Annotated in this window: 19 protein-coding genes; 7 read left to right on the forward strand and 12 right to left on the reverse strand. The window is 71.8% G+C overall.

The features are described from left to right. Nucleotides 1–68: 68 nt before the first annotated feature. A complete protein-coding gene (locus tag ACWEVN_RS00560; protein WP_452049701.1) occupies nt 69–794 on the reverse strand; it encodes a TetR/AcrR family transcriptional regulator in 726 nt (241 codons plus the stop codon). A gap of 107 nt (nt 795–901) precedes the next feature. Between ACWEVN_RS00560 and ACWEVN_RS00565 the strand changes: the two genes are divergently transcribed. Next, nucleotides 902–2,278 carry a serine hydrolase domain-containing protein gene (locus tag ACWEVN_RS00565; RefSeq protein ID WP_452049702.1) on the forward strand — a complete coding sequence of 459 codons (1,377 nt, stop codon included), beginning with the start codon at nt 902–904 and terminating at the stop codon, nt 2,276–2,278. A 4-nt stretch (nt 2,279–2,282) separates the two neighbouring features. On the opposite strand, the gene ACWEVN_RS00570 is transcribed toward ACWEVN_RS00565, so the two are convergent. Both ACWEVN_RS00570 and ACWEVN_RS00575 read right to left on the reverse strand, forming a co-directional pair. Further along, entirely contained in the window at nt 2,283–2,789 is a 507-nt protein-coding gene (locus ACWEVN_RS00570) for a dihydrofolate reductase family protein (protein WP_452049703.1), read from the reverse strand. A 30-nt stretch (nt 2,790–2,819) separates the two neighbouring features. Further along, nucleotides 2,820–3,608, reverse strand: a complete 789-nt coding sequence (locus ACWEVN_RS00575) for an enoyl-CoA hydratase-related protein (protein ID WP_452049704.1) — start codon at nt 3,606–3,608, stop codon at nt 2,820–2,822. Nucleotides 3,609–3,763: 155 nt separating this feature from the next. Here ACWEVN_RS00575 and ACWEVN_RS00580 point away from each other — a divergent pair, with 155 nt between their 5' ends. Then, nucleotides 3,764–6,838 (forward strand): glycoside hydrolase family 2 TIM barrel-domain containing protein, encoded by a 3,075-nt coding sequence (locus ACWEVN_RS00580; protein WP_452049705.1) that lies wholly within the window; start codon nt 3,764–3,766, stop codon nt 6,836–6,838. Nucleotides 6,839–6,880: 42 nt separating this feature from the next. Here the strand turns inward: ACWEVN_RS00580 and ACWEVN_RS00585 are convergent, their stop codons facing one another. Then, nucleotides 6,881–7,726 carry a hypothetical protein gene (locus ACWEVN_RS00585; RefSeq protein WP_452049706.1) on the reverse strand — a complete coding sequence of 282 codons (846 nt, stop codon included), beginning with the start codon at nt 7,724–7,726 and terminating at the stop codon, nt 6,881–6,883. A gap of 357 nt (nt 7,727–8,083) precedes the next feature. On the opposite strand from ACWEVN_RS00585, the gene ACWEVN_RS00590 reads away from it, so the two are divergent. The 5 genes from ACWEVN_RS00590 to ACWEVN_RS00610 are packed head-to-tail and all read left to right on the forward strand — an operon-like array spanning nt 8,084 to nt 12,235. After that, complete coding sequence (locus tag ACWEVN_RS00590) at nt 8,084–9,736, forward strand: AMP-binding protein (protein WP_452049707.1); 1,653 nt, start codon at nt 8,084–8,086, stop codon at nt 9,734–9,736. Next, nucleotides 9,736–10,716: a phosphotriesterase family protein gene (locus tag ACWEVN_RS00595; RefSeq protein WP_452049708.1), complete on the forward strand. Its 981-nt coding sequence runs from the start codon at nt 9,736–9,738 to the stop codon at nt 10,714–10,716. Before ACWEVN_RS00590 ends, ACWEVN_RS00595 begins: the two co-directional genes overlap by 1 nt. 14 nt (nt 10,717–10,730) lie before the next feature. Continuing rightward, nucleotides 10,731–11,357: a TetR/AcrR family transcriptional regulator gene (locus tag ACWEVN_RS00600; protein WP_452049709.1), complete on the forward strand. Its 627-nt coding sequence runs from the start codon at nt 10,731–10,733 to the stop codon at nt 11,355–11,357. Between the two features lie 60 nt (nt 11,358–11,417). Beyond that, the gene (locus ACWEVN_RS00605; protein ID WP_452049710.1) at nt 11,418–11,951 is read left to right on the forward strand and encodes a hypothetical protein; all 534 of its coding nucleotides are present in this window, start codon (nt 11,418–11,420) and stop codon (nt 11,949–11,951) included. Between the two features lie 38 nt (nt 11,952–11,989). Beyond that, nucleotides 11,990–12,235, forward strand: a complete 246-nt coding sequence (locus ACWEVN_RS00610) for a hypothetical protein (protein WP_452049711.1) — start codon at nt 11,990–11,992, stop codon at nt 12,233–12,235. A gap of 7 nt (nt 12,236–12,242) precedes the next feature. Here the strand turns inward: ACWEVN_RS00610 and ACWEVN_RS00615 are convergent, their stop codons facing one another. The 8 genes from ACWEVN_RS00615 to fabG all read right to left on the reverse strand — a co-directional run bounded on the left by ACWEVN_RS00615 (nt 12,243) and on the right by fabG (nt 20,690). Continuing rightward, nucleotides 12,243–13,121 (reverse strand): alpha/beta fold hydrolase, encoded by an 879-nt coding sequence (locus tag ACWEVN_RS00615; RefSeq protein WP_452049712.1) that lies wholly within the window; start codon nt 13,119–13,121, stop codon nt 12,243–12,245. 138 nt (nt 13,122–13,259) lie between these two features. Then, complete coding sequence (locus ACWEVN_RS00620) at nt 13,260–14,774, reverse strand: hypothetical protein (protein WP_452049713.1); 1,515 nt, start codon at nt 14,772–14,774, stop codon at nt 13,260–13,262. Nucleotides 14,775–14,868: 94 nt separating this feature from the next. Next, nucleotides 14,869–15,963 (reverse strand): acyl-CoA dehydrogenase family protein, encoded by a 1,095-nt coding sequence (locus ACWEVN_RS00625; protein WP_452049714.1) that lies wholly within the window; start codon nt 15,961–15,963, stop codon nt 14,869–14,871. Then, nucleotides 15,960–17,144, reverse strand: coding sequence for an acyl-CoA dehydrogenase family protein (locus ACWEVN_RS00630; protein ID WP_452049715.1), 1,185 nt, complete (start codon nt 17,142–17,144; stop codon nt 15,960–15,962). Before ACWEVN_RS00630 ends, ACWEVN_RS00625 begins: the two co-directional genes overlap by 4 nt. Next, nucleotides 17,141–18,364 carry an acyl-CoA dehydrogenase family protein gene (locus ACWEVN_RS00635; RefSeq protein WP_452049716.1) on the reverse strand — a complete coding sequence of 408 codons (1,224 nt, stop codon included), beginning with the start codon at nt 18,362–18,364 and terminating at the stop codon, nt 17,141–17,143. Before ACWEVN_RS00635 ends, ACWEVN_RS00630 begins: the two co-directional genes overlap by 4 nt. Next, nucleotides 18,365–19,381, reverse strand: coding sequence for a phosphotransferase family protein (locus tag ACWEVN_RS00640; protein ID WP_452049717.1), 1,017 nt, complete (start codon nt 19,379–19,381; stop codon nt 18,365–18,367). Nucleotides 19,382–19,470: 89 nt separating this feature from the next. Then, nucleotides 19,471–19,923 carry a MaoC family dehydratase gene (locus ACWEVN_RS00645; RefSeq protein ID WP_452049718.1) on the reverse strand — a complete coding sequence of 151 codons (453 nt, stop codon included), beginning with the start codon at nt 19,921–19,923 and terminating at the stop codon, nt 19,471–19,473. A gap of 5 nt (nt 19,924–19,928) precedes the next feature. Beyond that, nucleotides 19,929–20,690, reverse strand: a complete 762-nt coding sequence (fabG, locus tag ACWEVN_RS00650; RefSeq protein ID WP_452049719.1) for a 3-oxoacyl-ACP reductase FabG — start codon at nt 20,688–20,690, stop codon at nt 19,929–19,931. Nucleotides 20,691–20,976: the final 286 nt, after the last annotated feature.

Consider the following 20,976-nt stretch of genomic DNA (forward strand, 5'->3'; position numbering starts at 1 on the left):
TGTAAAGCTTCACCTGCTCGCCGCGGGCAGTTCGGCGGTTCCGGACGCGGACAACGCTGGGAGCGCTCTCACTCAGTGGGCGTGAGACGGGCGGCCAGCCCGTCCAGCATCCGCTCCAGGCCGTAGGAAAAGCCGTCGCCGCGGGCCGTCTCGGCGTCGCTGCCCTCGGCCGTGGCCAGTGCGTGCAGCCGCGGGTACGGCTTCGTCGCCTCCCGCAGCGCGGGCTCCAGCCGGTCGATCCACTCCTGCTCGGTCCGGCCGCTGCGCGCGACCGTGGTCAGCCACGCCGCTTCCGTGGTTGCCGTGCCGATCACGTACGCCATCACCGCGCCCAGCGCGCGGTCGGCCTCCGCCGGCGGGAACCCGGCCGCCTCGAACAGGGCGAGCATGCGCTCGTTCAGGCGCATCACGTTCGGCCCCAGGTAGGCCAGGCCGGTCTGGCCGAGCACCGACGCGATCCACGCGTGCCGCAGCAAAGCCGCTCGCGCGCTCGCCGCGCAGGCCGTCACCGCGCGCCGCCAGTCGCCGTCCCGGATTTCCGGGACTTCGATCTGGCCGTACACCTCGTCGACGACCAGTTCCAGCAGTTCGTCCTTGTTGGCCACGTGGCGGTAGAGCGACGTCGCGGCCGCGTCCAGCCGGGCGCCCAGCGTGCGCATGCTCAGCGCCTCGAGCCCTTCGGCGTCGAGGAGTTCGAGCGCTGCGGCCACGATCTGCGCGCGGCTCAGCGCGGGCTGCTCCCGGCGCCGCTGCGGGCGCGTCCACACCGACACCACGGGTTCTTCGGCCGTCATGATGCCTCCTTTCGCCACGTCACCGTAGCGCACGCCGTGCGCCCTTGCGCACGTCGAACCGTCTTGCGTACAGTGTTCGCATGACCGGAACACCGTACGCAGAAGCTGTGACTTTCGACCATGACCGCTGGAAGGGCCGCTTCGACGAGCTCCGCGCCGCCCACCACGTCCCCGGCGCGACCCTGGCGGTGCTCGCCGGGGGCGAGATTCACGAACTCGCCTCCGGGGTGCTGCACCGGGGCACCGGAGTCGCGGCGACGACCGATTCGGTGTTCCAGGTCGGCTCCATCACCAAGATCCACACCGCGACGCTCGTCCTGCAGCTGGCCGAAGAGGGCCGGCTCGACCTCGACGCCCCGGTCCGCGACGTCCTGCCCGGTTTCACCGTCGCCGATCCGGTCGCGTCGAAGACGATCACCGCCCGCCAGCTGCTGTCCCACACCAGTGGGCTCACCTGCGACTTCACCCGCGACACCGGCCGCGGCGACGACTGCCTCGCCGCCTACGTCGAGGCCGCGCGCGACGTCCCGCTCGACTGCCCGCCCGGGATGGCGATCTCCTACAGCAGCGTCGGCTACAACGTGCTCGGCCGGATCGTCGAGGTGCTCACCGGCCAGACCTGGGACACCGCGCTCCAGGAGCGGCTCTGCGCACCGCTGGGTCTCACCCACACGGTGACGCTGCCCGAAGACGTCCTGCGGTTCCGGGCCGCGATGGGCCACCTCGGCGAAGGGGGTGCCGACCCCGATCCGGCGCCGGTGTGGAACCCGCTGCCGCGCTCGGCCGGCCCGTACGGCGGTGTCCTGTGCGCCACCGCGGCCGACGTCCTGCGGCTGGCCCGGATGCACCTGGACGGCGGGGTCGCCCCGGACGGAACCCGGTTGCTGCGCAAGGGAAGCACCGACGCGATGCGGCACCGCGAGACCGATTGCCCCGACAAATGGACGGTCGATTCCGACGGCTGGGGCCTGGGCTGGACGCTCTACGACTGGGACGGCACCCCCGGCTTCGGCCACGACGGCGCGACCATCGGCCAGTACGGCTTCCTCCGCGTCGCACCGGAAGCCGGCGTGGCCGTCGTGCTGCTCACCAACGGCGGCGGCGCTCGCCGGCTCTACTCCGACCTGGTCCGCGAGCTGCTGCACGAACTCGCCGGCGTCCGCATGCCCGAACCGTTCGGCCCGCCCACCCGGCCGGTACCGGCCGCGCTCGGCGACCGCGCCGGCGTCTACCGGCGCGAAGGCGTGGAGATCACCGTTTCCGAGCGTGACGGCGTGGCCCACCTGCGGTACGCGTTCGTCGACGGCATGGCCGGGCTGGCCCCGCCCATCGAGTCGGACCTCGTCGCGGTGTCGGAGGACGTGTACGCCGGCCGCGCGGACGGCGCCTTCAGCGACGACTGGCTGCCGGTCGTGTTCGCCACCCTGGCCGACGGCACCGCCTGCGCCTACATCGGCATGCGGGCCGCGCCGAAGGTCGCGTGAGCCCTCAGGAATCCACCCGGTACCAGCACGGACCGACCGGGGACAGCCGCACCGGAGGGCCGACCCGCGAGAAGATCCGGACCCCGCTGCCCAGCAGCACCGGCACCGGCAGGGCCAGCACCTCGTCCAGCACCCCGGCCTCCAGGCACTGCCGGGCGACGTCGGCGCCGAGCACGTTGACGTACTTGTCCCCGGCCGCCGCCTTGGCCGCCGACACCGCCGCACCCAGGTCGCCCGCGAAGGTCACCCCGGGCACCGGGTCGGCCGGACGGTGGGTCAGCACGAACTGCGGCCCCTCCCAGCCGCCGCCGAACGCCTTCCCCTCACCCGGGCCGCCGCGGTGCGGGTCGTCGCCGTCGAAGGTGCGGCGGCCGACCAGGAGGGCGCCGATGCGGGGGACCACGTCCACCGGTGGCGGCCCCAGGTACGGCGTCAACCAGGACATGTCCCCGCCCGGGCCGGCGATGAACCCGTCGATCGAGCAGCTGAACGCGTAGAGCAGTTTGGCCATGCTCCTACTGACGCCCGGCGACGCGGAAACTCATCGGCCGGCGGGAGCCGGCGGGAACCGCGGCGGGCGGCGCTCGTTCCAGCTGGCCAGCCCTTCGGCCAGCTCCGGGTGGCCGAACGACTCGAGCATCAGTTCGGTGGCCGAGCGGGCGGCCTCGGGAAGCGGCAGCGACGCCTCGTGCGCGAACTGCCGCTTCATGACGGCCATCGACCGCGGTGCGCTGTAGGTCGCCAGCTCGGTCGCGTACGCGTGCGCGCGCAGCTGCAGTTCGCCGGGCGGGACGACCTCCTGGACCAGGCCGTAGCCGAGGGCGTCCTCCGCGGTGAACGTCCGCCCGGACAGCAGCAGGTCCCGGGCCCGGCCCTGGCCGACCAGCTCCGGGAGCAGCTTCGCGATGCCGTACTCGGCGATCAGGCCGCGGCGGGCGAAGGCGGTGGTGAACTTCGCGCCCGCGGCGGCGAACCGGACGTCCGCCGAGCAGGCGATGACGAACCCCAGGCCGGCGCAGCCGCCGTTGATCGCCGCGACCACCGGGACGCCCACCGCCGCCGCCGCCAGCACGTCCCGGAAGTTGTCCTCGACCGGCGGCCGCGTGGCGATCTTGTCCAGCAGGCCCAGGTCGGCGCCGGGGCAGAAGGCCCGGCCCGCCCCGGTGACGACGACCGCGCGGACCTCCGGGTCGGCGTCGGCCTGCCGCAGCAGGGCGCCGTAGCGGGCCTGCATCGGCACGTCCATCGCGTTGCTCGAGGTCGGCCGGTCGAACGTGCACGTCGCGACCGCGTCGTCCGCCTCGTACCGCACACCATCCACAGTGGACATCGCCGCCTCCTCGAGGTTCGGCCACGATACTAAGCGGTCGCTTGGGTGGTTGTCGAGAACCGGGTTCGAAAATGTCGAACCCTTTGATTGTCCGGAAACCTCTGTGCCATAGTGCTTTCCGCCCGCACATCGCCGCGCTGGAAGGGGCTCGCCCGATGCCGCAAGAAGAACCGAGCGGTCTCCGCAGACGGGTCGTGCTGGGCGGGGCGGGTGCCGCTGTCGCCGTGACGGCGGTCGCGCCGGTCGCCCGGGCCGCCGACGCGCTCGCGCAGCCGGGCGCGGTCCAGGAAAGCGATTTCACGGCCGGCTGGCGGTTCGCGCTGGCCAACCCCGACGGCGTCGACGATCCCGGTGGCCGCTTCGCCGACGCCCCGGAACCCGGCTTCGACGACTCGGCGTGGCCGGTCGTCGACCTCCCGCACGACTGGAGCATCGAGCTCCCGCCGACGGACCGGGGCACCAGCAGCGGGTCCGGCTTCTTCCGCGGCGGCCTCGGCTGGTACCGCAAGACGTTCACGCTCCCGCCGTCGCAGGCCGGCAAGCGCGTGTCGGTCGAGTTCGACGGCGTCTATTCCGACGCTCACGTGTACCTGAACGGCGAGCTGCTCGGCCACCACCCGTACGCCTACACCGGGTTCGCCTTCGACCTCACCGGCCGGCTGCACACCGACGGGCGGACGCCGAACGTCCTCGCCGTGCGCGCCACCAACCCGCTGCCCAGCAGCCGCTGGTACTCCGGCAGCGGGATCTACCGCCGCGTTCGCCTGGTCGTCACCGAGCCGGTGCACGTGGCCCGGCACGGCACGTTCGTCACCACCCCGGACATCGCCGCCGGCCGGGGCACCGTGCGGGTGACCACCGACGTCGGCAACGACTCCGGCGCCGCGGTCACCGCGCAGGTGCGCACCACGGTCACCGACCCGGCGGGCCGGGTCGTCGCGAACGGCTCGACGACCGTGGCGGTTCCCGCCGGGCGGACCACGACGGCGGTGACCGGGTTGCGGGTCGAGAAGCCCCAGCTGTGGTCGATCGGCGCCGCCAAGCTGTACCGGCTGCGCACCGACGTCGTCGTCGCCGGGCGCGTGCTCGACACGACCACCACGGAGTTCGGCTTCCGCTACGCCGAATTCCACCCGGACAACGGATTTTCGCTCAACGGCGAGCCGATGAAGCTGCGCGGGGTCAACCTGCACTCCAGCCAGGGCGCGCTGGGCGCGGTGGTCGACCCGGCCGCGCTGGAACACCAGATGCGGCTGATGCTCGCGATGGGTGTCAACGCGCTGCGGACCGCGCACAACCCGCCGGACCCGCAGCTGGTGACGGTCTGCGAACGGCTCGGGATCGTCATGATGGTCGAGGCCTTCGACTGCTGGCGGACCGGCAAGCTCGCATACGACTACCACCGCGACTTCGACGAGTGGAGCGCGCGCGACATCGCCGAAATGGTGCACGCGGCCAAGAACTCGCCCGCGGTCGTGCTGTGGTCGATCGGCAACGAGGTGCCGGACGCGTCGATGGCGGGCGGCCCCGAGATCGCGGCCGGGCTGATCGCCGCGGTCCGCGCGATCGACACCACCCGGCCGGTCGTCATGGGCTCCGACCGCTACCGCGGTGTGCCCGCGCCGGGCTCACCGCAGGACCTCATCCTGAAGCAGCTCGACGGCCTCGGCGTCAACTACAACACCGCCCAGTCCATCGACGGGCTGCACCGGCAGTACCCGGACAAGTTCTTCTTCGAGTCGGAATCGTCCTCGGAGACCTCGACGCGCGGGGTCTACCAGGAACCCGATCTGCTCAACACCGGCGAGAACCACACGCCGGGCAAGCGGGCGACGTCGTCCTACGACAACAACCTGGCTTCGTGGACCTTCAGCGGGGAGTACTCGCTGAAGAAGGACCGCGACCGGAAGTTCTGCCAGGGCCAATTCCTCTGGTCGGGCCAGGACTACCTCGGCGAGCCGACGCCGTACGACGTCTTCCCGGTCAAGACGTCCTTCTTCGGCGCGGTCGACAGCGCCGGCCTGCCCAAGGACGCCTTCCACCTCTTCCGCAGCCAGTGGACCACCGCGCCGATGGTGCACCTGACCCCGATGGACTGGACGAACCACCGGCCCGGCGAGCCCGTCGCGGTGTGGGTCTATTCCACTGTGGACACCGTCGAGCTGGTGCTCAACGGGAAGTCCCTGGGGGTGCGGAAGTTCGACCGCAAGACCACTGTGGACGGACGGCCGTACCTGGAGACGACCGAACCGGCCGGCGACGACAAGAACGACCCCTCCGGCAGCTACACCAGCCCGAACGGCAGCACCGGCAAGCTGCACCTGACCTGGACCGTGCCCTTCGCACCCGGCACGCTGACCGCGATCGCCCGGTCCGGCGGCCGCGAGGTGGCCCGCGACGAGCTCGTCACGGCCGGCCCGCCGCGCGCGGTCCGGCTGCGGGTGGATGAGCCCGGCGGCCGGGTGGTGGCTGGGGCGATGACCTTCGTGACGGCGTCGGTCGTGGACGCCCACGGGGTCGTCGTGCCCGGGGACGGGCCGGTGCTGCGGTTCACCGTCGCCGGGCCCGGCCGGGTCGCCGGGGTCGACAACGGACGGCAGGAACTCGCCCAGAGCTACCAGCAGCCGACGATCCCGGCGTTCAAGGGGCTGGCCGTCGCCGTCGTCGCGGCGACCGGCGGCCGCGGGCCGATCACCGTGACGGCGAGCGCCCCGGGGCTGACGCCGGGGAAGCTCACCCTGCCCGGCACGTCCCTCGGGCAGCGCAACGGCCCGGGAGCGCGGGCGGTCGAGGTCCCGGTGGCCGCGGTCGTCTCGACCGCGGACGCGAGCTACTCGGGCGCCCCGGACACGCTGCCGGCCGCGATGCTGGACGGGAATCCGGCCACCGGCTGGTCCAACCAGTACGTCAAACCGGCGACGTCGACGCTGGCCGCGGTGAGCCGGCCGCGGGCCGAGGACTGGGTGTCCCTGGCCTGGCCGTCGGCCCAGCGGATCGGCGCCGTGACGGCGAACTTCGTGGTGGACGCGAAGCTGGCGCGGCCGGTCGCCGTCGAAGTCGCCCAGCGCACGGCCCGGGGGTTCGAGCCGGTGCGGAACCTGCGGATCACGTGGGGAACCGGCTCGAACGACCCGACGTCGTTCGCATTCGATCCGGTCGTCACCACGGAGGTGCGGGTGACGATGACCGCGAAGGGCTTCCTGTGGATCAGCGCGCTGCTGGCCCGGTGACCGCGGGCCCGGCGGGGCGCACCCCCCGCCGGACCGCGGTGGTCACCGGCTGCAGGGCGCGAGCGCGTCGAGCCCCTGCGGCTTGGCCGCGTTGCGGCCGATGGCGGTGGCGATCCGGTTGATCGTCGCCACGCGCTTGTCTTCCAGCGGGCCGAGGATGGCGTTCTGGACGAAGTTGGGGCCGCCTTGGCCGACGGTCGTCTGCAGGCGGTTGTTGGCTTCGTCGATCTGGGTGTTCAGCAGCTCCAGGTTGCGCTGCACCTCCGCCTGGGCCTGGGCGGGAATGGCGGGCAGCTGACTGGCCACGTCCGGGCAGGAAATCCTGCCGACGCCGCCGGTGTTGCCCGTGTTCCCCTGGTTGCCGTTCTGGCCGCTGTTCCCGGTGGTGCCGTTCTGGCCGCCGTTGCCGGTGCCCTGGGCCGGCGCCGGAGCGGCGGCACCGGCGCCGCCCACCGCGCAGGTGGCCAGGCTGTCGAGGCCCTGGGGCTTCTCGGCCCGGCGCCCGATCGAGATGGCGATGCGGTCGATCGTGGACTTCCGCTTGTCCGCCAGGGGGCCGAGGATGGCGTTCTGGACGAAGTTCGGGCCGCCCTGGCCGACGCTCGTGCGGAGCCGGTTGTTGGCTTCGTTGATCTGGGTGTTCAGCAGCTCCAGGTTGCGCTGCACCTCGGCCTGCGCTTGCGCGGGGATGGCCGGGAGCTTGCTCGCCACGTCGGGACAGCTGATCTGGCCGACCGCCGCCTGGCCGCCCGAGGCGGCGTTGGCGGCGCCGGGGTCGCCGAAGGTCGTGGCGACGGCCAGTGCTCCGCCCGCGATCGCGAGGGCGAAGACCCCGGTCGCGATCTTCGTCCGCTTGGATAGGCGGTGTCGTCCACCGGAAGCAGGCATGAATGACTCCGTTTTCGTACGTGAGTTAGCGTGAACATATGGGTGCTCCGCCGTCTTCGGGGGATGCGGCGGAGTATTCGGATGGGGCGGACCAAGCTGGTCGCCGACGACCATGGTGGCCTCTCGATCAGGGGTTTGTCCAGTGTGATCCGGTCGGAAAAGAAGATCTGAACCATTTCGAACCGGGGTACGTGTACCCCTGTGACGGCGGTATCTGGCCGCATTGTTTTGGCACGGTTTCGCGCGCACGAGAATTGCCGTGCGCAATTCCGGCGTGCGCGCGCGGGCTTGACGCGGGCCGCCGGGTCCTCCTAGCGTCGCCATACCGACCGGTCGGTGTCCAAAGGAGGTCGCTGGATGAGCTGGTACGACGCGAAGCCTTGGCTCGCGAGCTACGACGAACGGGTGCGGGACGCGGAACCGGCGAAGCCGACGACGTTGCCCGAATCGTTCCGCCGGGCCGTGGACCACGTCCCGGACCGGACGGCGATCGCGTACTTCGACGCGCGGCTGAGCTACCGCGAGGTCGACGAGCTCTCCGACGGCGTCGCGCGGTACCTGGCGGCCCACGGCTTCGCCCGCGGCGACCGGCTCGCGTTGGTGCTCCAGAACATCCCCCAGTTCGTGATCGCCCTGCTCGGCGCGTGGAAGGCCGGCGGGATCGTGGTGCCGGTCAACCCGATGTACCGCGAACGCGAGCTCACGCACGTGTTCACCGACGCCGGGGTCAAGGCGGTCGTCTGCTCCCAGCGCGGCTGGAACGCCTACATCGGCGAGACCGCGGCCGCGAACGGCGTCGGCATCGCGCTCACCACCAGCGAACTCGAGTTCCAGACCCGCGACGACGAGCGCGTCCTGGCCAAGGTCGAGAGGGAGGAGACGCCGGGCGCGACCGAACTCCTCGGAGCCGCGGCGACGCCGGGCCCGAAGCCGCCGGAACCCGCCTTCGCCCTCGACGACACCGCGCTGATCAGCTACACCTCCGGCACCAGCGGCACGCCCAAGGGCGCCACCAACACCCACGGCAACATCGGGACGAACGCCGCGGGCCTCGGCTCGTTCAGCGGCCTGCCCGCGGGCTCGACGCTGTTCGGGCTCGCGCCGCTGTTCCACATCACCGGCATGGTCTGCGAGCTCGGCTCCGCGATCGACATCGAAGGCACCCTGGCGCTGGCCTACCGCTTCGAACCGGGCGTCGTGCTCGACGCGTTCGTCGAGCACAAGCCGTCGTACACGGTGGGGCCGTCGACGGCCTACATGGCGCTGATGGCGCACCCGTCGTTCAGCCGCGCGCACTTCGACTCGTTCGCGCTGCTGTACTCCGGCGGTGCCGCGCTGCCGCCCGCCGTCGTCGAGGCCTTCCGGGCGAAGACCGGGCACTACATCCACAACGGCTACGGCCTCACCGAAACCACCGCGGGCTGCGTCGTCGTCCCCGGCACCCTCGAAGCACCGATCGACCCGGACTCCGGCACCATCTCGATCGGCCTGCCGGTGCCGGACACCATCGTCCGGATCCTCGGCGAGGACGGCGAAGAGCTGCCGCCCGGCCAGGCGGGCGAGATCGCCGTCGAGGGCCCGATGGTCGTCTCGGGCTACTGGAACCGGCCGGACGCCACCGCCGAGGCGCTGCCCGGCGGCCGGCTGCTCACCGGCGACATCGGGTTCATGGACGAACGCGGCTGGGTCTACGTCGTCGACCGCAAGAAGGACATGATCAACGCGTCCGGCTTCAAGGTCTGGCCGCGTGAGGTCGAGGACGTCCTGTACACGCATCCGGCGGTCCGCGAGGCGGCCGTCGTCGGGATCGCCGACGAGTACCGGGGCGAGACGGTGAAGGCGTACGTCAGCCCGGCGCCCGGGGCCACCGCCGATCCCGCGGAGCTGGTCGCCTGGTGCAAGGAACGGCTCGCCGCCTACAAGTACCCGCGCACCGTCGAAGTCCTCGACGAGCTGCCGAAGACGACCAGCGGCAAGATCCTGCGCCGCGAGCTGCGGGCGAGGGGCTGATGATCGAGACGGTGCGCGGCGCGATCGCGCCGGAGGCGCTGGGCCGGGTGCTGATGCACGAGCACCTCTTCGTGCTGAGCCCCGAATTCGCCGACAACTACCCGGAGCACGAAGGGTTCCGCGAGGAGGAGCAGGTCCCCGAAGCGATCCGGCGGCTGACGGAGCTGAAGGAAGCCGGGATCGACACGATCGTCGACCCGACGGTGATCGGCCTGGGCCGCTACCTCCCGCGCGTGCAGCGGGTGGCGGCCGAGGTGGACGTCAACATCGTCGTCGCGACCGGGCTCTACACCTACCACGACGTGCCGCACTACCTGCACTTCCGTGGGTCCGGGACGCTGTTGCAGGGCGAGGACCCGCTGATCGCGATGTTCGTCGGGGACATCCGGGACGGCATCACCGACACCGGCGTCAAGGCCGGGCTGCTCAAGTGCGCCACCGACGAACCGGGGGTGACGCCGGGTGTCGAACGCGTGCTGCGCGCGGTGGCCAAGGCGCACGTCGAGACGGGCGCGCCGATCATGACGCACACGCACGCGGGCACCCGGCGCGGGCTGGAGCAGCAGGAGATCTTCGCGGCCGAAGGCGTCGACCTGACCCGGGTGCTGATCGGGCACTCGGGGGACTCGGCGGACCTGGGCTACCTGACCGAGCTCGCCGACTCCGGTTCCCTGCTGGGGATGGACCGGTTCGGCCTGGACCTGCTGCTGCCGTTCGAGGAGCGGGTGAACACGGTCGCCGCGCTGTGCGAGCGCGGGTACGCGGGCAGCATGGTGCTCTCGCACGACGCGTCCTGCTACATCGACTGGCTGCCCGCGGCGCAGCTGCCGGTGATCGCGCCGAACTGGCACTACCTGCACATCACCCGCGATGTGCTGCCGGCGCTGCGGGAGCGCGGAGTGTCCGAAGCGGACATCACGACGATGCTCGTGGACAACCCGCGGCGGTTCCTGTCGTGGCGTTATCCTGGTGCGTCCTGAGAGGGGGTCCTGCGGTGACTCGAGCAAGCACCCGCAAGCCGGGCGAGGCCACCGGCGACGACCAGGCCGCCGTGCCCCGGCGGCTGCTGGAGCACGCCACGAAGCTGTTCGCCAAGAAGGGCTTCGACCGCACGTCGGTCCAGGAGATCGTCGAGGCGGCGGGCGTCACCAAGGGCGCGATGTACCACTACTTCGGCTCGAAGGACGACCTGCTCTACGAGATCTACGCCCGCGTGCTGCGCGAGCAGACCCGCCAGCTGGAGAGCGTCGCCTCGTCGGACGCGCCCCTGCGCGAGCGGCTCGCGGCGGCGGCGTCCGACGTGGTGGTGTCGAGCATCGACAACCTCGACGACAACACGATCTTCCTGCAGTCGATGCACCAGCTGTCCCCGGACAAGCAGAAGGCGGTCCGGGCGGAGCGCCGCAAGTACCACGAGCGGTTCCGCGGGCTGATCGAGGAGGGGCAGGCGTCGGGGGAGTTCCGGACCGACAAGCCGGCCGACGTGGTGGTCGACTTCTTCTTCGGCTCGGTGCACCACCTGGGATCGTGGTACCGGCGGAGCGGCTCGCTGACGGCCCGCCAGATCGGCGACCACTACGCGGACCTGCTGCTGGACGCCCTCCGCCCGCCGGCGGCCTGAGGCCCGTGTCAGCCGGATGAAGTCTTTCCCCGCCCGGGAGAGGGTCCGCATACCGGCCGGGTGGAGGGGACGTCCGGGCACCAGCGGCAGCCTCGGCCGCCGGTGCGGCGGGAGGAGGTCACCGGCGAGGCCCGGACCGGTGCGGTCCCGGCCGAACCGTTGCTGCTGCTCCAGCGCACCGCCGGCAACGCCGCGGTCGGCGGCCTGGTGCGCGTGTTCCTCCAGCGTCAGTCCCGGCCCGGTCCGGCCGCTCCACCCGCTCCGGGAGCACCGCAGCGGGTGGTCAGCAGCTACGTCATCACCACGGGCGACCGCGCGGAACCCCGGTTCACCGGCACCGCCGGCCGGCATCCCCGGCGGCCGCGCACGATGACGGACATGTTCCGGTTGCGAGCCCGGTCCGCCGGGGCCGGCTACGTCGTCGCCGCGTCGAGCGTCGCCGGGGTCCAGGCGGAACTGCGGCGGATCGCGCAGGAGCTCGCCCGGCAGGGCGCCCGGATCGGCACCCTCGGCTTCGTCGGCCACGCGTCGGGGACCGAGGCGACTTCATCGTCGCGATCACCGGGTCGGCGGCCAACCCCAGCCGTGAGCTGATCGACGACGCGAACTTCGCGGACGTCGTCGCACCGCTGGTGGAAGGCCACGGCCTCCTGACGCCCGGCGCGCGCGTCGTCCTCGAAGGCTGCTGGACCGAGAACGGCCCGCTGCCCGGCCGGATCCGGCGGGTGCCGGCGCAGCACCACGTGTCCGGCACCGTCTCCGGCTTCGCCGGCCAGGCGAACTTCGCGTGGGACCCACCGGCGCCCGGGACCAGGCGGCCGCGGCGAGGTCCGGCGGGGCAGGTGACCGTCACCGGGACCTCGCTCAGCGACCTGTGAGCACCCGCTAGTGCCGCTGGACGTGGTCGAGCAGCAGGGCGCTGACCTCGTCCGGGGCCTCCATCGCCATCCACTGGCTGGCGCCCTCGATGATCTGGAAGCGGTACTCCGCGTCGATGTGGTGGACCGTCTGCTCGGCCGCGCTCTGGCCGAGGTACGGGTCCTCGCGGCCCCACAGGTAGAGCGTCGGGACCTTGATGCGGCCCGCCGGGATGTCGAACTCGTCGTTCGTGGCTCCGCGGTACCAATTCAGCGTCGCCGTGAGGGCGCCCGGCTCGGAAAGCCTGGTCACCGTGCCTTCGACGATGGCTTTCGGAATGCGGCGGCTGTAAACAGCCCGTAATTGCGCGGCTTCGTCGCGTAAGAGGTATTTCTCGGCTTTCCCGGCCTCGCGGCGGAAGAAGCGGATGTAGCCGAGGTCGTGCGACTGGCCGTCGTCGGTGGCCACCGCGCGCTGGAGGGCCGCCGGGTGGGGCGTGGACAGCACCGTGAGGGACCGGAGCCGGTCCGGGTGGGCCGCCGCGAGGGCCCAGGCCACCATGCCGCCCCAGTCGCGGGCGACCAGGTGGAAGCGGTCCGCTCCCTGGCTTTCGGCGAACGCCAAGGCGTCGCCGACCAGGTGATCCAGCGTGTAGTGCTCGACACCCTCCGGGCGCGCGCCCGCCGCGTACCCGCGCTGGTCGACGGCCAGCGCGCGGTAGCCGGCTTCACCGAGGGCGTGGAGCTGCTCGGTCCAGGCGTCGGCGAACTCGGGCCAGCCGTGCAGCAGCAGGACCAGCTCGCCCGACGCGGGCCCGGCCGCCAGCGCGCTGTGGCGGTGACCACCGACGGTCACGGTCAATCGCTCCAGCACCCCGGCGTCCGTCGGCGCGACGGCTGTTTCCATGGCGCACAGGTTAGATCCGGGCGTCGACAAGAACCATGGGAAGAAGGGCATTTTTGTCACCCTTTTACCCGTGAAGTGGCCTGGCTCACAAAATTTTCGCTCAGGTGAGCAAAAACTCCGAAAGAAACTGAATTTTCTTCATGAAAGCTGGCCGAGCCGCCGGAGGTCGAGCACGGCCTTGTCGAACGTGAAGACGTCGGCCGGGAGGTGCTTCGCCGAGTCCGCGGCCGCGCCGCCGAGCAGGGTGACGTAGCAGCCGTAGTCGATGGCGTACCCGTCGTACAGCCGCCCCGGACGGCGCGGGTCGACGACGCCGCGCCGGAGGATGTGGAGCAGCCGCGCGTCGCAGAGCGTGTCGATCGCCGCCGGGCGGTCGCGGGCCGGCAGCAGGAACGTCCGGCTGCGGCGCCGGCCGATCACCTCGTCGACCAGCAGGCCCAGGACGCGGTCGGCCTCGTCGTCGCGGCTGATGACCGACTGCTTGTCGCGCAGGTACCAGTCCCGGGCCGCCCGGCGCACGTGCGCGAGGGCGATCCGCCCGTCGCGGGCCTGCTGGGCGGCCAGGGCCGCGATGTTGATCGCGTCGCGCGGAACGCCCTCGGCGGCCCGGACGAGCTCGGGGAAGGCGCCGCGGTGGAAGGCGGCGTCGACGAACTCGCCGGGCACCGCCGTCCGCAGCATCGAGGCGAGGATCGGCCGGACGTGGCTGGCGAACAGCTCCCGGAAGAACGCCTGGGCCGCCTCCGGCGACTGGTCGAAGACCAAGGCGTCGTCGAGGCTGACGGCGGACGCCGCGTCCGAGCCGACCTCGATGCCGAGGTAGTCGTCTTCGAGGGGGACGAAGAACCGCGCGCGGTGCTCGATCGCGGCGATCTTCACCGTGACGCCCCGGACCGGCAGGACGCTGCGCCGCAGCAGGTCGGCCAGGAACGGCTGCAGGTCGACGGGCACGCTGCTCCACTCGTCGAGCAGCAGCCACAACCGCGCGGGCCGGACGCCGTCGGCCACGGCCTGGACCGCCCGGCTCAGCGGGCCGAACAACACCCGGTGCTGCTCGACGCCGGTGCGCTTGCGGCGGCTCGACGCCGTCGCCGACGTCTTCTGCCGGGCGGAAGCCCGAGCCCCGCCTTTCGGCGTCACCGACAATTCCGCGGAGCATTCCCGTTCCACGGCGCCGCCGAAAGTCTGTTCCTGTTCGGTTTCGCCGATGACTTCCACTTCGGTGGCCGCGGACACGAGCGCGTCGAGACCGCGCAGAAGCGTGTCCTGATCCGCGGAACGGCCGTCGACGGCGTAGGCGAAAAGCCGGTCGTGCACGGCTTCGAGGGTGTCGACCAGCAATTGCGTGCCGCGCTGGGCCGGGCTCAGCGCGGGGTTGGCGTACAGGCCGCCGGTGGACCCGATCGTCCGCAGGTCGAGGTGGATCGCGAGGTCACCGGTGCGCTCGACGAGCTCCTGCAGGTGGAGCAGCGCGTGCGTCTTGCCGGTGCCGCGGCGGCCGAACAGGATCTGGTGGTCGGCGGAATTGATCATCGCGGAAAACGATCCCGCGGCGACGTAGGTCGCGGCCAGAGTCGGGCGGTCCGCGCTTTCGGCCCGCCGGGGAATGCGCATCAGAGCCTGGTTGAGGTGCATCTGGATGGCCTGCGCCATGGCAGCCAGGGTACGGCAGCGGCCGCACCGCCCGGCACGGCCGAATGAGTTGCGGAAACGGCCCGTTCGTGGGAACGGGCCGTTTCCGGAAAACTCAGGCGGGCAGGTCGATCAGGTCCGCCAGCCGGGCCCGGTGCCGCCCGGGGGTGCCGAGGGCGAGCTCGTCCGCCTTGGCGCGCTTCAGGTACAGGTGGGCCGGGTGCTCCCACGTCATCCCGATGCCGCCGTGCAGCTGGATCGCCTCCTCCGTCGCGCGGACGGCGATCGGCGCGTTGCGGGCCTGGGCCACCGCCACCGAAATCGGCACGTCGGTGCCCGTGGCCAGCGCGTCCGCGGCGTTGCGGGCCGCCGCGCGGGCCAGGACCAGGTCCGTGTACAGGTTCGCCAGCCGGTGCTTGAGCGACTGGAATCCGCCGACCGGGCGGCCGAACTGGTAGCGGCCCTTGAGGTAGGTCACCGTCTCGGTGAGCGCCCACTCGGCGACGCCCGTCTGCTCCGACGCGAGGATGCCCGCGCCGAACAGCAGCGCCTGCTCCAGCGCCGCGGCGGCCTCCGGGCCCGAAGCGACCAGCGTGGCCGGGGCGTTGTCCAGCGCCACGTCGGCCACCCGCCGCGTCAGGTCGAACGACACCAGTTCGGTCACCGTCGCCGCCGACGCCTCGACCACGTACAGCGCGGGGCCGTCCGGGCCGGCGGCCGGGACGACCAGCAGGTCCGCCACCGACGCGTCCGCCACCGTGCCCACGCGGCCGCTCAAGGTGCCGTCCGCGGAAGCCGTCACCGACGACGGGAAGCCCGCGCCCGGCGCCGTCGACAGCGGCACGGCCAGCGCGCCGATCGCCTGGCCCGCCGCCAGCTTGCCGACGAAGTCCCGCGCGCCGACGTGCACCAGCGCCGTCGTCGCCAGCACGACGCTGCCCAGGAACGGCACCGGCGCGACACTGCGGCCCAGTTCTTCGGCGACGACGGCGACCTCGCGGGCCGACGCGCCGTGGCCGCCCAGCTCCTCCGGCACCGCCAGCCCGGCCACGCCGACCTCGTCGGCCAGCGTGCGCCACAGCTGCAGGTCGTACGGCTCGGCCGTCTCCACCCGCGCCAGCAGCGCTTCGGCGCCGGCCTTGGCCTTGAGCAGGTCCCGGACCGAAGCCCGCAGGTCCTCTTCGACGTCGGAATACAGCAGATCGCTCATCGGGGGAGGTCCTTCCAGGCGACGTCCTTGTCGACGCGCGGCTCCGAGGGCAGCCCCAGCACGCGCTCGGCGATGATGTTGCGCAGGACCTCCGAGGTGCCGCCCTCGATGGAGTTGCCCTTCGCGCGCAGGTAGCGGTAGCCGGCTTCGCGGCCGGTGAAGTCGACGATCGCCGGGCGCCGGAACGTCCAGTCGTCGTAGGCCAGGCCCTCTTCCCCGAGCAGTTCGACCTCCAGGCCGGTGAGGGCCTGGTTGAGCTCGGAGAAGGCGACCTTCATCGCCGAGCCTTCCGGCCCGGGCGCGCCGACGGCGAGCTGCTGGCGCAGCCGGGTGCCGGCCAGCCGCAGCGTCTCCGCCTCGACCCAGCGCTGGACGAGCCGGTCGCGCAGCTCCGGCGTGCGCAGCTCGGGCCGTTCGCGCCAGGTCTTCGCCACGATCCCGATCAGCCCGCCTTCGCGCGGCTGGACGTGCCCGCCGATCGCGACGCGCTCGTTCATCAACGTCGTCTGCGCGACCTTCCAGCCTTCGCCGACCGCGCCGAGGCGCTGGGTGTCGGGGATGCGGACGTCGGTCAGGAAGACCTCGTTGAACTCGGCCTCGCCGGTGATCTGGCGCAGCGGCCGGACCTCGACGCCGGGCGCGGTCATGTCGCACAGGAAGTACGTCATGCCCTGGTGCTTGGGCACGTCCGGGTCGGTGCGGGTGACCAGGATCGCCCACTGCGACTCGTGCGCTCCGGACGTCCACACCTTCTGGCCGGTGACGATCCAGTCGTCGCCGTCGCGGACGGCCCGCGTGCCGAGCGCGGCGAGGTCGGAACCGGCGCCGGGCTCGGAGAACAGCTGGCACCACACCTCCTCGCCGGTCCACAGTGGACGCAGGAAGCGTTCGCGCTGCTCCGGGGTGCCGAAGGCGAGGATGGTCGGTGCGGCCATGCCGAGGCCGATGCCGATCCGGCGCGGGTTGTTGTCCGGCGCGCCCGCGTCGGTGAACACCTGGTCCACCACGGACTGCAGGGCGCGCGGCGCGTTCTGCCCGCCGAGCCCGGCGGGGAAGTGGATCCAGGCGAGGCCGGCGTCGAACCGGGCCCGCAGGAACTCCAGGCGGTCGGCCGACGCGGGGTCGTGGTGCGCCAGGAACTCGGTCGCCTGGCGGGTCAGGTCTTCGGCGGTGACAGTCACTTCGCGCCCTCCGAGAGGTACTTCTTCAGTTCGCGCCGGGCCAGCGAGCGCTTGTGGACCTCGTCCGGCCCGTCGGCCAGGCGCAGCGTGCGGTTCCCGGCCCACATGGCGGCCAGGGGGAAGTCCTGGCTGACGCCGCCCGCGCCGTGCACCTGCACGGCCTTGTCGAGGATCCACTCGACCGCGGCCGGCGTCGAGATCTTGATGGCCTGGATCTCGGTGTGCGCGCCCTGGTTGCCGACGGTGTCCATCAGCCACGCGGTCTTGAGCACCAGCAGCCGCTGCTGCTCGATCCGGACCCGCGATTCGGCGATCCAGTCCTGCACCACGCCCTGCTGGGCGATCGGCTTGCCGAACGCCTCGCGCGAGATCGCCCGGCGGCACATGAGTTCCAGCGCGCGCTCGGCCATGCCGATGGCGCGCATGCAGTGGTGGATGCGGCCGGGGCCGAGCCGGGCCTGGGCGATGGCGAACCCGTCGCCCTCGCCGGCGATGAGGTTCTCGACCGGCACGCGGACGTCCTCGAACAGCACCTCGGCGTGGCCGCCGTGGTCGCTGTCGTCGTAACCGAAGACGTGCATTCCGCGCTTGACGGTGACGCCGGGCGCGTCGCGGGGGACCAGGATCATGCTCTGCTGCTTGTGCGGCGCGGCTTCGGGATCGGTCTTGCCCATGACGATGAAGATCTTGCACGCGGGGTTCATCGCGCCGGAGATGTACCACTTGCGGCCGTTGACGACGTACTCGTCGCCGTCCCGCTGGATCGCCGTCTCGATGTTGCGGGCGTCGGAGGAGGCGACGTCCGGCTCGGTCATCGCGAAGGCGGACCGGATTTCGCCGTTCAGCAACGGTTCCAGCCACTGCTTCTGCTGCTGCTCGTTGCCGAACATGGCCAGCACTTCCATGTTCCCGGTGTCCGGCGCGGCGCAGTTGAGCGCGGTCGGCGCGAGCCGGATGCTGCGGCCGGTGATCTCGGCCAGCGGCGCGTACTGCAGGTTCGTCAGGCCCGCGCCGTGGTCGCCGGGGAGGAAGAAGTTCCACAGGCCGCGCTTGCGGGCCTCGGCCTTGAGCTCCTCGACGACCGGCGGGATGGCCCACGGGTCGTCGCGTTCGGCGAGCTGCTGTTCGAACACCGGCTCGGCGGGGTAGATGTGCGAGTCCATGAACTCGAGGAGCTTCCCGCGCAGCTCCTCGGTCTTCTCGTCGAACGCGAAGTCCATTTACTTCTCCTCTTTGAGAATCTCGTTGCCGTGCGCGATGAGCGGCGCGACCCCGGCGCCGACGCCTTCGAACCCCGCCCCGACCGTCTGGCCCTTGCTGAAGCGGTAGTAGATGCCCTCCAGGATCACGGCGAGCTTGAAGAAGGCGAAGCTGACGTACCAGTTCAGCTGTGAGACGTCCCGTCCGGACAGCTCGGCGTAGCGGGCGACGACCTCGTCGGTGCCCGGGTAGCCCGGCGCCGCGCTGGCGTTGGACACGAACGGCAGCGACACCTTGTCGCGCTCGGCGTAGGCCACCAGCAGCGCGACGTCGGTCAGCGGGTCGCCCAGCGTCGACATCTCCCAGTCGAGCACCGCCGAGATCTTGTCGTCTCCGTCGACCAGGACGTTGTCGAGCCGGTAGTCGCCGTGGACGATCGACGGCTTACCGGACACCGGGACCGCCGCCGCGAGCCGGTCGTGCAGTTCGTCGACGCCCGGGAGGTCCCGGCTGCGGGAGGCGTCCAGCTGCTTCTTCCACCGCCGCAGCTGCCGCTCCAGGAAGCCGTCCGGGCGGCCGAAGTCGCCCAGCCCGACGGCGGCCGGGTCGACCGCGTGCAGGTCGACGAGCGTGCCGACGAGGGCGTCGGCCATCGCCCGGGTGCGTTCCGGGCCGAGCTCGCTCAGCTGGTCCGCGGTCCGGTAGGGGGTGCCCTCGACGAAGCTCATCACGTAGAAGGGCGCGCCGATGACGTCGGGGTCGTCGCAGAGCAGCAGCGCTTCGGGCACCGGCACGGCGGTGTCGCGCAGGCCGGAGATCACCCGGAACTCGCGGCCCATGTCGTGCGCGGTGGGCAGCACGTGCCCGAGCGGCGGGCGGCGCACCACCCAGCGCGACCGGCCGTCGCCCACCACGTAGGTGAGGTTCGACCGGCCGCCCTCCACGACGTCCGCGGTCAGCTCCCCGGCGACCAGGCCGGGCCGCTGCGCGTCCAGGTGGGCGCGCAGGCGGCCCAGGTCGAGTCCTGGCGGGTTCATCCAGCCTCCTCAAGCTTCCTCCAGGGGAGCATACCGACTAGTCGGTATGTAGTACAGCGGACCCGGCCGGGGGCACCCCGGCCGGGCGTTCACGCCAGGAACCGGGTGACCCACTCGGCGACGCACGCGGGCTTCGCCTCGCCGTCGATCTCGATGGTCCACCGCGACACCGCCTGCTTGCCGCCCGGGATGTCGGTGATCTCCACCAGCTCGGCCCCGGCGCGCACCTTCGAGCCGACCTTCACCGGCTGCGGGAAGCGGACCTTGTTGAGGCCGTAGTTGATGCCCATCTTGATGCCGTTGACCCGGTAGATCTTCGGGCCGAACGCCGAGAGCAGCGACAGCGTCAGGAAGCCGTGGGCGATGGTGCCGCCGAACGGGCCCGCGGCCGCCATCGGCTCGTCGACGTGGATCCACTGGTGGTCGTCGGTGGCGTCGGCGAACTGGTTGACCCGCTCCTGGGTGACCGTCATCCACTCGCTGTACCCGAGGTGCTCGCCGGCTGCGTCGGCGAAAGCGTCGAGGTTCTCGAATTCGCGCATCGGCCTCAGTCCTTCGGTCCGCCGGCGACGTAGATGACCTGGCCGGAGACGAACCCCGCGCCCTCGCTGACCAGGTACGACGTCAGGTTCGCGATGTCTTCGGGCGTGCCGACGCGCTGCACCGGGATCTGCGACGCGGCCGCGGCCTTGAAGTCCTCGAAGCTCATCCCGAGCCGCTCGGCGGTCGCCGCGGTCATGTCGGTGGCGATGAAGCCGGGCGCGATCGCGTTGGCGGTGACGTTGAACTTGCCGAGCTCGATGGCGAGGGTCTTGGTGAAGCCCTGCATGCCGGCCTTGGCGGCGGAGTAGTTGACCTGGCCGCGGTTGCCCAGCGCCGACGTGCTCGACAGGTTGACGATCCGGCCGTACTTCTGCTCGGTCATGTGCTTCTGCACCGCGCGGGTCATCAGGAACGAGCCCTTGAGGTGCACGCCGAGCACGGAGTCCCAGTCCTGCTCGGTCATCTTGAAGATCAGGTTGTCGCGGGTGATGCCGGCGTTGTTGACCAGCACGACCGGCGGGCCCAGCTCGGCGGCGACCTGCGCGACGGCCGCTTCGACCTGCTCGGCGTCACTGACGTCGAGGGCGACCCCGACGGCCTGGCCGCCCTTGGCGACGATGGCCTCGGCGCCCTGCTTGACACCGGCCTCGTCCAGGTCGAGCAGCCCGACGGCGAAGCCGTCATCGGCCAGCCGCGCCGCGACGGCGGCACCGATGCCGCGGCCGGCACCGGTGACCACGGCGACACGGGAAGGGGAATCGGTCACGGGGGACCTCCTCGTCGTTGAGAAGCGGGCTCGTGCCCGCGAGCCTACTAAGCGGTTGGTCACAGACGATACGGCCCGCGGCCCGCTTTGCGCTGCCAACGTACGCAGATTCCCGCGCCCGCGCCTGGTCCGGCGAGGTTTGCCGAGGACGACGGTGGTCTCCCGGCCGCCCGGTGGCCAACGTCACACGGGGACGCCGTCGGTCAGCCGGCTTGGGCGGGTGGGTCGTCCGGGCCTCATCGGGGGGTGGCTGGGCCCAGCCTGGACACCTGGCCGCATCGCTGGT

This window comes from Amycolatopsis sp. NPDC003861 (genome assembly GCF_053605405.1).